At 62.0% G+C, this 13302-nt stretch carries 10 protein-coding genes; 5 read left to right on the top strand and 5 right to left on the bottom strand.

Annotation, left to right across the window (positions count from 1 at the left end; genetic code table 11):
- The first annotated feature begins 202 nt into the window (after positions 1 to 202).
- The 3 genes from rdgC (at position 203) to sugE (ending at position 2599) form a co-directional block, all read left to right on the top strand.
- A complete protein-coding gene (gene rdgC, locus BLX41_RS24440) occupies positions 203 to 1123 on the top strand; it encodes a recombination-associated protein RdgC (protein WP_123726955.1) in 921 nt (306 codons plus the stop codon).
- Between the two features lie 75 nt (positions 1124 to 1198).
- Positions 1199 to 2164, top strand: a complete 966-nt coding sequence (locus BLX41_RS24435; protein WP_123726954.1) for a bile acid:sodium symporter family protein — start codon at positions 1199 to 1201, stop codon at positions 2162 to 2164.
- A gap of 117 nt (positions 2165 to 2281) precedes the next feature.
- The gene (gene sugE / locus BLX41_RS24430; protein ID WP_011062672.1) at positions 2282 to 2599 is read left to right on the top strand and encodes a quaternary ammonium compound efflux SMR transporter SugE; all 318 of its coding nucleotides are present in this window, start codon (positions 2282 to 2284) and stop codon (positions 2597 to 2599) included.
- A 61-nt stretch (positions 2600 to 2660) separates the two neighbouring features.
- On the opposite strand, the gene BLX41_RS24425 is transcribed toward sugE, so the two are convergent.
- From BLX41_RS24425 to BLX41_RS24415, 3 genes are all read right to left on the bottom strand, one after another.
- A complete protein-coding gene (locus tag BLX41_RS24425; RefSeq protein WP_123726953.1) occupies positions 2661 to 4535 on the bottom strand; it encodes an MFS transporter in 1875 nt (624 codons plus the stop codon).
- Between the two features lie 83 nt (positions 4536 to 4618).
- On the bottom strand, positions 4619 to 5770 hold the full coding sequence (locus tag BLX41_RS24420) for a TDT family transporter (protein ID WP_123726952.1): 1152 nt from the start codon (positions 5768 to 5770) through the stop codon (positions 4619 to 4621).
- Between the two features lie 240 nt (positions 5771 to 6010).
- Positions 6011 to 7216, bottom strand: coding sequence for an MFS transporter (locus tag BLX41_RS24415; RefSeq protein WP_123726951.1), 1206 nt, complete (start codon positions 7214 to 7216; stop codon positions 6011 to 6013).
- Between the two features lie 92 nt (positions 7217 to 7308).
- On the opposite strand from BLX41_RS24415, the gene BLX41_RS24410 reads away from it, so the two are divergent.
- Positions 7309 to 7899 (top strand): TetR/AcrR family transcriptional regulator, encoded by a 591-nt coding sequence (locus BLX41_RS24410; protein WP_123726950.1) that lies wholly within the window; start codon positions 7309 to 7311, stop codon positions 7897 to 7899.
- 88 nt (positions 7900 to 7987) lie between these two features.
- The gene (locus tag BLX41_RS24405; RefSeq protein ID WP_123726949.1) at positions 7988 to 11461 is read left to right on the top strand and encodes a hybrid sensor histidine kinase/response regulator; all 3474 of its coding nucleotides are present in this window, start codon (positions 7988 to 7990) and stop codon (positions 11459 to 11461) included.
- 12 nt (positions 11462 to 11473) lie between these two features.
- Here the strand turns inward: BLX41_RS24405 and BLX41_RS24400 are convergent, their stop codons facing one another.
- Positions 11474 to 12841, bottom strand: a complete 1368-nt coding sequence (locus tag BLX41_RS24400; RefSeq protein WP_185073782.1) for a DNA recombination protein RmuC — start codon at positions 12839 to 12841, stop codon at positions 11474 to 11476.
- A gap of 175 nt (positions 12842 to 13016) precedes the next feature.
- A partial coding sequence (locus BLX41_RS24395; RefSeq protein ID WP_259745143.1) for an SEL1-like repeat protein occupies positions 13017 to 13302 on the bottom strand: 286 nt, incomplete at its 5' end.

Below are 13302 nucleotides of genomic sequence, written 5' to 3'. Positions count from 1 at the left end.
CTGCTTGTAAGGCAGACGCTCTCCCAGCTGAGCTAATCACCCTTCACGTTCGGTGTGGCGCGCATTCTACGGAGCAGGCCTCACTCTGGCAAGCACTTTTTATAATAATTTTTTCAGGCCTTCCAAAGGCTTAGCGAAGGGTTGGCCTGAGCAGCAGCGAAGAGAATAATGCCCTCCTTTGTATAAAGGAGAGATTCACCCCATGTGGTTCAAAAACCTGCTGATCTATCGCCTGACCCAAGATCTGCCTTTTGATGCTGAGGCGCTGGAAACTGCACTGGCGACCAAACTGGCGCGCCCCTGTGCAAGCCAGGAGTTGACCACTTACGGTTTCGTCGCCCCTTTCGGTAAAGGTGAAGACGCCCCGCTGGTTCATGTCAGCCAGGACTTCATGCTGGTCGCCGCGCGCAAGGAAGAACGCATCCTGCCCGGCAGCGTGGTGCGCGACGCGGTGAAGGAAAAGGTCGAAGAGATCGAAGCCGAACAGATGCGCAAGGTCTATAAGAAGGAGCGCGACCAGATCAAGGATGAAATCATCCAGGCCTTCCTGCCCCGTGCCTTTATCCGCCGCTCCTCGACCTTCGCCGCCATTGCGCCGAAGCAGGGGCTGATCCTGGTCAACTCGGCCAGCCCGAAGCGCGCCGAAGACCTGCTCTCCACCCTGCGCGAAGTCCTCGGCACCCTGCCGGTCCGCCCTCTGACCGTGAAGACCGCCCCAACCGCGATCATGACCGACTGGGTCAAGACCCAGAAAGCCGCCGACGATTTCTTCGTCCTTGATGAGTGCGAACTGCGCGACACCCACGAAGACGGCGGCATCGTGCGCTGCAAGCGCCAGGACCTGACCGGCGAGGAAATCCAGCTGCACCTGAGCACCGGCAAGGTGGTCACCCAACTGTCCCTGGCCTGGCAGGACAAACTGTCCTTCATGCTCGACGACAAGATGGTGGTCAAGCGCCTGAAGTTCGAAGACCTGCTGCAGGATCAGGCAGAACAGGACGGCGGCGATGAAGCCCTCGGCCAGCAGGACGCCAGCTTCACCCTGATGATGCTGACCTTCGGCGACTTCCTGCCGGCGCTGTTCGAAGCCCTGGGCGGCGAGGAGATTCCGCAGGGCATCTGACGCCTTGCCCGGATAACCGCTGCGCACTAGACGCCACCACCTCCGGTGGCGTTTTCACATAATAAGGAACAGGTCATGCGCGCACTGGCTGCACTGAGCCGCTTTGTCGGCAATACCTTCGCTTACTGGGTACTGATCTTTGCCATCCTGGCATTCTTCCAGCCCGGCTGGTTCATCGGCCTCAAGGGCACCATCGTGCCGCTGCTGGGCCTGGTGATGTTCGGCATGGGCCTGACCCTGAAACTCGAAGACTTCGCCGAAGTAGCCCGCCACCCATGGCGCGTGGCCCTGGGAGTGGTGGCGCATTTCGTGATCATGCCCGGGGTAGCCTGGGTGCTCTGCCAGGCGTTCCACCTACCGCCGGAAATCGCCGTCGGAGTGATCCTGGTTGGCTGCTGCCCAAGCGGCACCTCTTCCAACGTGATGACCTGGCTGGCTCGCGGCGACCTGGCGTTGTCAGTGGCCATCGCCGCGGTCACCACGCTGCTGGCCCCGCTGCTGACCCCGGCGCTGATCTGGTTGTTGGCTTCGGCCTGGCTGCCGGTGTCCTTCATGGACCTGTTCTGGTCGATCCTGCAAGTGGTGCTGCTGCCGATCGTGCTGGGGGTGGCTGCCCAGCGCCTGCTGGGCTACAGGGTGCAGCACGCGGTGGAAGTACTGCCGCTGGTTTCCGTGGTGAGCATCGTCATCATCGTCACCGCAGTGGTGGCCGCCAGTCAGGCGAAAATCGCCGAGTCGGGCCTGTTGATCATGGCCGTGGTGATGCTGCACAACAGCTTCGGCTACCTGCTGGGCTACTTCACCGGGCGCCTGTTCAAGCTGCCACTGGCGCAGCGCAAATCCCTGGCCCTGGAAGTCGGCATGCAGAACTCCGGCCTGGGCGCGGCCCTGGCCAGCGCTCATTTCTCGCCACTGGCGGCGGTGCCCAGCGCTTTATTCAGCGTCTGGCACAATATTTCCGGGGCCCTGCTCTCGACCTATTTCCGGCGGATGGAGGATCCCTGCGAACCAAAGCTGCAAACACAGCAAGGCCATGACTGAGGAAAAAAACACTCGCACACGCCAGAGTGGGCAGTATACTGCGCATCGCGAGGACGACCTCGCGACTCATTCGAGCGATCAATTCTGGGGACGACCCCATCAACCGATGAGGTAGGCATGTCCTGGATCATTCTGTTTTTTGCCGGTTTGTTTGAAGTGGGCTGGGCCGTCGGCCTGAAATACACCGATGGTTTCAGCCGTCCGCTGCCCACCGCCCTGACCATCATTGCCATGGCCATCAGCCTCGGCCTGCTGGGCCTGGCGATGAAGGAGCTACCCCTGGGCACGGCCTATGCCATCTGGACCGGAGTCGGTGCCGTCGGCACAGTGATCGCCGGCATCATCCTGTTTGGCGAATCCATGGCCCTGGTGCGCCTGGTCAGCGTGGCGCTGATCATCGCCGGCCTGGTGGGCCTGAAAGTCAGCGCCAGCTGAAAGCCCCAGGCAGAAATGGAAACGCCCGCAAATGTGCGGGCGTTTTTGTATCCAGCGACAACTAGCGCCGTGGGCCCCGCAACTGCGCCACCATGGCCTGCAACTGCGCCGGTTCGGCCGCGTCCACCGCCACTGTCTGCCCGGCCACCAGGGTCACCCGCGACCAGATGCGATGGAAGAAGCCCTTGCTCGGATCGCGACTGAAGAAGCTGCCCCACAAGCCTTGCAGGGCCATGGGAATCACCGGTACCGGGGTTTCCTCGAGAATCCGTGTCAACCCGCCCTTGAACTCATTGATCTCGCCATCGGCAGTCAGCTTGCCCTCGGGAAAAATGCACACCAGCTCGCCATCACGCAGGTACTGGGCAATGCGCTGGAAGGCTTTTTCATAGATCTGCAGGTCCTCATGCCGGCCGGCAATGGGAATGGTCCCGGCGGTGCGAAAGATGAAGTTCAACACCGGCAGGTTGTAGATCTTGTAGTACATGACAAAGCGAATCGGCCGACGCACCGCACCGCCGATCAGCAAGGCATCGACGAATGACACATGGTTGCACACCAGCAGCGCGGCACCTTCATCAGGGATCTGCTCCAGGTTGCGATGCTCGACTCGGTACATGGAATGGCTCAGCAGCCAGATCATGAAGCGCATGCTGAACTCGGGCACCACGTTGAAGATGTAGACGTTGACCGCGATATTGAGCAGCGATACCACCAGGAACAGGTGGGGAATGGTCAGTTGGACCATGCTCAGCATCACGATGGAGACAATCGCCGACACCACCATGAACAGCGCATTGAGAATGTTGTTGGCGGCTATCACCCGGGCCCGCTCGTTCTCCGGGGTCCGGGACTGAATCAGGGCGTACAGCGGCACTATATAGAAGCCGCCGAAGATCCCGAGGCCAAGCACGTCGAACAGCACCCACCAGGCATGGGCGAAGCCCAGTACCTCGACCCAGCCATGACCCGTGGCGCTTTCCGGGATACCCCCGGAATGCCACCACAGCAGCAGGCCGAACACCGTCAGACCGAAGGAACCGAACGGCACCAGGCCGATCTCCACTTTGCGCCCCGACAGCTTCTCGCAAAGCATCGAGCCCACGGCAATCCCCACCGAGAACACGGTCAGGATCAGGGTCACCACGGTCTCGTCGCCGTGCATCCACTCCTTGGCATAGGCCGGGATCTGGGTCAGGTAGATGGCACCGACGAACCAGAACCAGGAGTTGCCGACAATCGAGCGCGACACCGCCGGGGTCTGCCCCAGGCCCAGGCGCAGGGTGGCCCAGGACTGGCTGAAGATATTCCAGTTCAGGCGCATTTCCGGGGTCGCGGCGGCAGCTCTGGGAATGGCGCGGCTGGCCAGGTAGCCCAGCACGGCCACACCGATCATGGCACTGGAAACAATCGGCGCGTAATGCTCCGAGGACATCATGACCCCGGCGCCGATAGTACCTGCAAGGATCGCCAGGAATGTGCCCATCTCCACCAAGCCGTTGCCCCCCACCAGCTCCTCTTCACGCAAGGCCTGGGGCAGGATCGAATACTTCACCGGGCCGAACAGCGCCGAGTGGGTGCCCATGGCAAACAGCGCCACCAGCATCAGCGACAGGTGATCGAAGGCGAATCCCACCGCCCCCACCACCATGATCACGATCTCCCCCAGTTTGATCAGACGGATCAGCGAGTCCTTGGCGAACTTCTCGCCAAACTGCCCGGCCAGGGCGGAAAACAGGAAGAACGGCAGGATGAACAGCAAGGCGCAGAGATTGACCCAGATCGACCGGTCACCCTCGATGCTCAGCTTGTAGAGAATGGCCAGGATCAGCGACTGCTTGAAGATGTTGTCGTTGAAGGCACCGAGGGATTGCGTGATAAAAAACGGCAGGAACCGCCGCTTGCGAAGCAAGGTGAACTGCGAAGGGTGACTCATCTTCCATGTCCCTGAGTGGCGTGGATACTGTTATTGGAATGTCGAATATCGATCCAGGCCACAACCTTACCTATCTTTGCCGATTATTTCCGTAACCCCGCAATGCACGGCGAGACAAACAGCTCTCCTTTATAAGCACCCTGCAGCGTGCGTTTGGCCACGATCAGCCACATCACCGCCAGCGCCGCCACCAGCACCGCGCCAAACACACTGAAGAACCCCAGGTGCAAAGTGCTGCCCAGCTTCAGGGTGGCCAGAGAATACACGCCCAGCGGGAAGGTAAAGCCCCACCAGCCGAGGTTGAAGGGAATGCCTTCGCGCAGGTAGCGACGGGTAATCAGCACGGCCATCAGCATCCACCACAGGCCGAACCCCCACAGTGTGAGCCCTGCCACCAGCCCCAGGCCGGCGGCGATTTCACCGACGCCCGGCAGGCCATTGGCGGCAAAGATCGCCGGTGCGTCAGCCCCCAACACCAGCATGCCCAAGGCACCGGTGCCGATCGGACCCAAGGCCAGCCAGCTCGACGCCGCCATGCTTTCATGGGGCAGTTTATGCAGGGCCATGCGCAACAGCAGGATGGTCAGGATGCTGAACGCCACCGGCAGCGAAAAGGCCCACAACACGTAGCTGGTACTGAGCATCACTAATTGTGCGTGGGCATCCTGCAGATGGGGCGCCAGCAGGCCACCGCTGGCCGCCGCCACTTCGGCTGCCACCACCGGCAACAGCCAGACAGCGGTCATCTGGTCGATGCTGTGTTCCTGGCGGGTGAACATCATGTAGGGAATCAGGATCCCGCAGGCCAGGGACATGGCCACATCCAGCCACCACAGCACTTGCGCAACCTCGACCACGCCATCGCCCCAACGGGGAATGCCGAATACCAGCAAGCCATTGATGATGGTGGCCAGGCCCATGGGGATGGTGCCGAAGAACATCGAAACAGTGGAGTGACCGAAAATCCGCCGTGCTTCATCGAAGAACAGCACCCAGCGCGCGGTATACATCGCGGTAAACAGCAGGAACAGGGCAATGGTCAGCCACCAGAAGCCTTCTGCCACCTGGCGCAAGCCTGGAACCTCGGCCGGCCACTGGGCCAGGGCCAGAGCCAGAACTCCAGTGCCCATGGTGGCGGCGAACCAGTTGGGGGTGAATTGGCGAATGGCTTCGAGGGGGTGCGGCAGTTGGCTCAATGGCCGGTGGCCGGTTTTAACGCTATTGGGGCATGTCATGGTCGTGTCTCCTGTCCTCCGATGAGGTAGGAAACATGATAGAACCCAATCGAATATCTATATAACGGGTAATTTCTCTATCTGTTATCTATTTTACAGATAAGCATCTCAGCAATGCCTCTAGACTCGATCAGCAGCACTCGGTCAACGCCTTGCCGATGCGCCAGCATTTCACTGCTGCGCCGCACCTCTCACCCTCGGCGGCCCGGGCACAATTACGGCGCCCTTGAAGCGTCAGGTTCAAAGACCCGGCGCCCCACACGCCACCACCGGGCGCTGGCGCATCAGGGCCAGAAGGGCCCCGAGAGACAAGAGGATCAGCATCACGCCATAGCCGTCGGTGGTCGCGATCAGACCGAAGCTGCGGGTCAGGTTGCCCGCCAGTAGTGCCGGCAGGCAAAAGGCCAGATAACTCAGGACATAAAACGCCGACATCAGGCCCGCACGTTCATGAGGCAAGGCCAGGGGCACCACGCTGCGCAGCGCGCCGAGAAAACCGGCACCAAAGCCGCTGCCCAGCACCAGAGTGCCAAAGAAGAACAACAGCAGGCTGGCACTGTGCACCGCACCAAGGATCAGCATCACCCCAGCCGCAAGCAGCCCGGCCCCCAGGCGCAGCACCTTGCCCGCGGGACACTGGCGCAGGGAAAAGATCATCAGAGCACCGCTGAGGGTCAGCACCGCCACCAGCGCACCGCCGATCAGGTTCGAAGTGGACCCAGTAGCCGCACGGACCAGGGATGGCGCCAGCGACAGATAAAAACCGCCCACCGCCCACACCGCCACATCCACCGGCAACGCCAGCCAGAGCGCGCGTCGTGCTTGCACCGGGACATGCAGCGTGGGCTTCAGCGACGCCCAGGCACCGGGTTGCGGGCTGACACTCTCCGGCAAGCGCCAGACATACAGGGCCTGCACTACGAACATCCCCAGCAGCAGCCAATAGCTCAATTGCAACGGCAAGGGCGCGAACTCCACTAAAAGGCTGGCACCCATCGCACCACAGGCCATGCCCAACAGCGGCGCAACGCTATTGACCAAGGGCCCCTGCTGGCGATCCGTATCCAGCAGGGCCGCCCCCAACACACTGGTGGCCATTCCAGTGGCAAAGCCTTGCATCACCCGCGCGGCGATCAACCACGGCACCCCGCTTTCATTGATGAACAGCAGCATCGCCAGGATGTTCAGAATCAGCGCGACAAAAACCACCGGTCGGCGCCCCAGGTAATCCGACAGCGACCCCACTGTCAGCAAAGCCGCCAGCAGGCTCAGGGCGTAAACCCCGAATATCAGGGTCAGCACCGCCGGGGAAAAATGCAGGGTTTCCTGATACAGGTGATACAGCGGTGTCGGCACGCTGGAGGCGGCCAGAAAACTCAGCAGGGTAATGGCTAGAAACACCAGACTGCGACGGCTGGACACGCAAGTGTCGATAGCACCGGACATAAGCACGCTCCACTAAAGCTAATATTTTGCTTTTGCGCAGTGTGCTACCAGCAAACTCTTAAAGCAAATTCTTTGTGTTAAGGTGCGACCCCATGGCTATCAAAGAAGGTTTGCGCCCCGGCGGCCGTAGCGCCCGGGTCCAGGAATCCATTCATACGGCAGTCCGCGAGCTCCTTGAAGAGCAGGAACGCTCGTCCCTGACCGTACCGCAGATCGCAACCCGGGCAGGTGTTACTCCATCGACCATCTACCGTCGCTGGGGCGATCTGTCGGCGCTGCTGGCCGATGTCGCCCTGGAGCGCATGCGCCCGGACAGCGAGCCGGCCAATACCGGCAGCCTGCGTGGCGATCTGCGGGCCTGGGCCGAACAGTACCTGGACGAAATGAGCTCCGAACCCGGGCGCAACATGATGCGCGATGTGCAGTGCAGCGCTACCCCGGGTTATTGCGTGACCATCCTCAGCGAGCAGTTGCAGTGCATCCTCGAGCGTTATCGGGACAGCGCGGAAAACCTGCCGGACATCGACCGCCTGTTGAATTTGATCGTGGCGCCCACGGTGTTCCGCATCCTGTTTTCCGCCGCGCCGCTGCCGGTGCCACAACTCCATGAACTGATCGAGATCGTCCTGCGGCCATCGCCCTTCCCCGCCCCTGTTCAGCCCTGCGACATCAGGCCGCGCTGATACCTTGGTCGACACTGACGCCAATCCAACATCGTGCCAGACTGTCTGGCCGGGCTGAGGTGCCCGGCGTCTTTGCTTCGGAGTTTCCATGTCGTTGTCCAGCGGGCTGATCGCCGCCGTTGCCCTGGCCTATATGGCCATCATGTTCGCCATCGCCTTCTACGGCGACCGTCGCAGCGCGCCCCTTCCGCCGCGGGTACGGGCCTGGGTGTACAGCCTGTCGCTAGCCGTCTATTGCACCAGCTGGACCTTCTTCGGCGCCGTGGGCCAGGCCGCCGAACAACTCTGGGCCTTCCTGCCGATTTATCTGGGCCCCATCCTGCTGCTGGTGTTCGCCCCCTGGGTGCTGCAGAAGATGGTGATGATCAGCAAGCAGGAGAACATCACCTCCATTGCCGACTTCATTGCCGCCCGCTACGGAAAGTCCCAGTCCCTGGCAGTGGTCGTAGCCCTGATCTGTCTGGTGGGAGTGCTGCCCTACATCGCCCTGCAACTCAAGGGCATCGTGCTCGGAGTGAATCTGCTGATCGGTGCCGGAGCCGACGCCATGGGCACCCGCGCCCAGGATACGGCGCTGATCGTGTCGCTGATCCTGGCGCTGTTCACCATTGTCTTCGGCACCCGCAACCTTGACGCCACCGAACACCACCGGGGCATGGTGCTGGCGATTGCCTTCGAATCCCTGGTCAAGCTGTTCGCCTTTCTCGCCGTCGGCGCCTTCGTGACCTTCGGCCTGTATGACGGCTTCGACGACCTGTTCAACCAGGCCATGCTGGCGCCGCGCCTGGAACAGTACTGGAAGGAAACCATCAATTGGCCATCGATGGTGGTACAGACCGGGGTGGCGATGATGGCGATCATCTGCCTGCCACGACAGTTCCACGTCACAGTGGTGGAAAACATCGAGCCTCAGGACCTGCGCCTGGCCAAATGGGTATTTCCAGCCTACCTGGCCCTGGCCGCACTGTTTGTCGTGCCCATCGCCCTGGCCGGACAGATGCTCCTGCCCAGCAGCGTATTGCCGGATTCCTTCGTGATCAGCCTGCCCCTGGCCCAGGCCCATCCCGCTCTGGCCCTGCTGGCATTCATCGGTGGCGCCTCGGCCGCCACCGGTATGGTAATCGTGGCCAGCGTGGCGCTGTCGACCATGGTCTCCAACGACATGTTACTGCCCTGGTTGCTGCGGCATAAAAACGCCGAGCGCCCCTTCGAAGTGTTCCGCCACTGGATGCTCTCGGTACGCCGGGTGAGCATTGTGGTCATCCTGTTGCTGGCCTACGTCAGCTATCGCCTGCTGGGCTCCACCGCCAGCCTGGCCACCATCGGCCAGATCGCCTTCGCCGCCGTGACCCAACTGGCGCCGGCCATGCTCGGCGCGCTGTACTGGAAACAGGCCAACCGTCGAGGGGTGTTTGCCGGACTCGCCGCCGGCACCTTTATCTGGTTTTACACCCTGATCCTGCCCATCGCTGCCCACAGCCTGGGCTGGTCCCTGAGCAGCTTTCCCGGCCTGGCCTGGCTGCACGGCAACCCACTGGACCTGCCGATCACACCGCTGACCCAGGGCGTGGTGCTGTCCCTGGCCGGCAACTTCACCCTGTTCGCCTGGGTCTCGGTGCTGTCGCGCACCCGGGTTTCCGAACACTGGCAGGCCGGGCGCTTTATTGGCCAGGAAATCAGCGGTCGCCTCAGCTCACGTTCGATGCTGTCAGTGCAGATCGACGACCTGCTGAAACTGGCCGCGCGCTTTGTCGGTGAAGAACGCGCCCGCCAGAGTTTCATCCGCTTCGCCTATCGCCAGGGCAAAGGCTTCAACCCGAACCAGAACGCCGACGGCGAATGGATCGCCCACACCGAACGCCTGCTGGCCGGTGTTCTCGGTGCCTCCTCGACCCGCGCCGTGGTCAAGGCCGCCATCGAAGGTCGGGAGATGCAGCTCGAAGACGTGGTACGCATCGCTGACGAAGCCTCCGAAGTGCTGCAGTTCAACCGCGCGCTGCTACAGGGCGCAATCGAAAACATCACCCAGGGCATCAGTGTGGTGGACCAGTCGTTGAAACTGGTGGCCTGGAACCGTCGTTATCTGGAGCTGTTCAATTACCCCGAGGGACTGATCAGCGTCGGCCGACCGATTGCCGACATCATCCGCCACAATGCCGAGCGCGGCCTGTGCGGCCCCGGCGAAGCGGAGGTCCACGTCGCCCGGCGCCTGCACTGGATGCGTCAGGGACGGGCCCATACCTCCGAGCGGCTATTCCCCAATGGCCGGGTCATCGAGCTGATTGGCAACCCGATGCCCGGCGGCGGCTTCGTCATGAGTTTCACCGACATCACCCCATTCCGCGAGGCCGAGCAGGCCCTGACAGAGGCCAACGAAGGCCTGGAACAACGGGTGGCGGAACGTACCCATGAATTGTCGCAACTCAACGCTGCGCTGACCGAAGCCAAGGGCACGGCGGAGGCGGCCAACCAGTCCAAGACGCGCTTTCTGGCGGCCGTCAGCCACGATCTGATGCAGCCCTTGAACGCCGCGCGGCTGTTCTCCGCCGCCCTTTCCCACCAGGACGACGGACTCTCTGTCGAAGCCCAGCAACTGGTGCTGCACCTGGACAGCTCACTGCGCTCTGCCGAAGACCTGATCAGCGACCTGCTGGATATCTCGCGCCTGGAAAACGGCAAGATCACCCCCGATCGCAAGCCCTTCGCCCTCAACGAGCTGTTCGACACCCTGGGGGCGGAATTCAAGGCCCTGGCCCAGGAACAGGGTCTGCAATTCCGGGTGCGTGGCAGTCAGTTGCGGATCGACAGTGACAGCAAGTTACTACGGCGGGTCCTGCAGAACTTCCTGACCAACGCCTTCCGCTATGCCAAGGGTCCGGTCCTGCTGGGAGTGCGTCGCCGGGGCGACTCATTGAGCCTGGAAGTCTGGGATCGGGGACCGGGTATTCCTCAGGACAAGCAGCAGGTGATCTTCGAAGAGTTCAAGCGCCTGGACAGTCACCAGACACGCGCCGAAAAAGGCCTGGGATTGGGCCTGGCGATCGCCGATGGCCTGTGCCGGGTCCTCGGCCATCCGCTACAGGTGCGCTCCTGGCCCGGCAAGGGCAGCGTATTCAGTGTCAACGTACCCCTGGCCCGCAGTAGCGTGGCCGCGCCGAACAAGGCGGTGGAACTCAACGGGCAGTCCCTCAAGGGCGGGCAGGTGCTCTGTGTGGACAATGAAGACAGCATCCTGATCGGCATGAACAGCCTGCTAACGCGCTGGGGCTGCCAGGTCTGGACCGCCCGTAACCGCGAGGAGTGTGCAGCGCTGCTCAAAGAAGGCATCCGCCCGCAACTGGCGCTAGTGGACTATCACCTGGACGATGGCGAAACCGGCACCCAGGTCATGGCCTGGCTACGTACTCAATTGGGTGAGCCGGTGCCGGGAGTGGTGATCAGTGCCGACGGGCGTCCGGAAATGGTCGCCCAGGTACACGCGGCAGGATTGGACTATCTGGCCAAGCCCGTGAAACCGGCAGCCTTGCGCGCCCTGTTGAGTCGTCATCTGCCTCTGGGCTGAGCCAATGCCGGGCTACTCCGGCAACTCCAACTCTCGCCCTCCGGCATCGGGCATCGCCCGCTCCAGCAAATCTGCCGGCAAGCTCTTGCTGGCCCGGGCCCCAAGCAACTTGAGCTGCTCACTGCGGCTGACCAGATTGCCCCGACCTTCAGTGAGCTTGTTGCGCGCAGCGGAGTAAGCCTTGTCCAGTTGCTGCAGGCGGTTGCCGACCTCATCCAGATCCTGAATGAACAGCACGAACTTGTCATAGAGCCAGCCGGCGCGCTCGGCGATTTCCCGGGCATTCTGACTCTGGCGCTCCTGCTTCCACAGGCTGTCGATCACCCGCAAGGTAGCGAGCAAGGTGGTCGGGCTGACAATGACGATGTGTCGGTCGAACGCTTCCTGAAACAGGTTGGGCTCGGCTTGCAGGGCTGCCGAGAATGCGGCTTCGATAGGTACGAACAGCAGCACGAAGTCCAGGCTGTGCAAGCCTTCCAGGCGCTTGTAATCCTTGCCGGCCAGACCTTTGACGTGATTGCGCAGGGACAGCACATGCTGCTTCAACGCTGCCTGGGCAATCTGCGGATCGTCGCTGCCAACATACTGCTGGTAGGCCGTGAGGCTGACTTTGGAGTCCACCACCACCTGTTTGTCACCCGGCAGCATGATCAGTACATCGGGCTGGAAGCGCTCGCCATCCGGCCCTTTGAGGCTGACCTGAGTCTGGTATTCGCGCCCCTTCTCCAGGCCGGCGTGCTCCAGTACCCGCTCAAGAATCAACTCACCCCAATTGCCCTGGGTCTTCTGCCCCTTGAGCGCGCGGGTCAGGTTAGTGGCTTCATCACTCAAGCGCAGGTTCAGTTGCTGCAAACGCTCCAGCTCCTTAGCCAGGGAAAAACGCTCGCGGGCCTCGGCCTGATAACTCTCCTCGACCCGTTTTTCGAACGACTGGATGCGCTCCTTGAGCGGGTCCAGCAACTGCCCAAGCCGCTGCTGACTGGTCTCGGCGAAACGCTGTTCGCGCTCATCGAAGATCTTGCCCGCCAGCTCGGCGAACTGGGCCCGAAGTTCGTCCCTGGACCCTTGCAGATCGGTAAGGCGCTGCTGATGGCTTTCCTGCTGCTCCCGTAGTTCGGCCTGTAACGAGGCAGCCTGGGCGTCCAGACGCCGCAACTCGTTCTCTTTGGCAGCACGCTCCAGGTTCCAGGCATGAGCAGCATCACGGGCGTTGTCCCGCTCAATCTGCAGCAACTCGACCTCTCTACGCAGGGCCGCCAGGTCCGCTTGCTTCAGCGCATTGGCCTGACTCAGGTCGCTGACTTCATCGCGACTGGCATCCAGCTGTGCCATGAGCCCTTCCTGGGCCAGTTGGGCCGTGGCCAGGCGTTCTTCCAGCAGGGATAGCTCGGACTGGCTGGAACTGGCGCGACGTTGCAGTTGCCAGGCCAGCACCAGTAACGGCAACGCCGCTCCCGCCAGGCCAAGCAGCAGGCTGGTCAAGTCCATAGCCATAGCGATTCCTGTCAGCAAAATAAGGAATGAAGGTTAACCAAGCCACCGGGCGTTGGACAGCTCAGTCTTCGATGCGGCCTAGCTCCAGCTGAGCGCGACGGTCGCCGGCACGGGCTGCCTGGCGCAACAGGTCGTGACCGATACGGCGGTCCCGGGCGTTGCCACATTCGCGGCACATCAACTGGCCCAGGCGACTTTGCGCCGCAACCACGCCTTCCCGGGCCGGCTGCTTGAGCAAACGTCCGGCAAAGTGCTTGACATTGGGGTTGTGCCCCAGGCGCGGGTTGTCCAGCAACCACAGAGCAACACGCAAGGAGAAGCGCTTGGGTTCGGTAACACTGTCAGGA

This window comes from Pseudomonas protegens, assembly GCF_003732485.1.
In the GTDB taxonomy this organism is placed as follows: Bacteria; Pseudomonadota; Gammaproteobacteria; order Pseudomonadales; family Pseudomonadaceae; genus Aquipseudomonas; species Aquipseudomonas protegens_B.
This window is presented reverse-complemented; position numbering and strand designations above follow the sequence as displayed.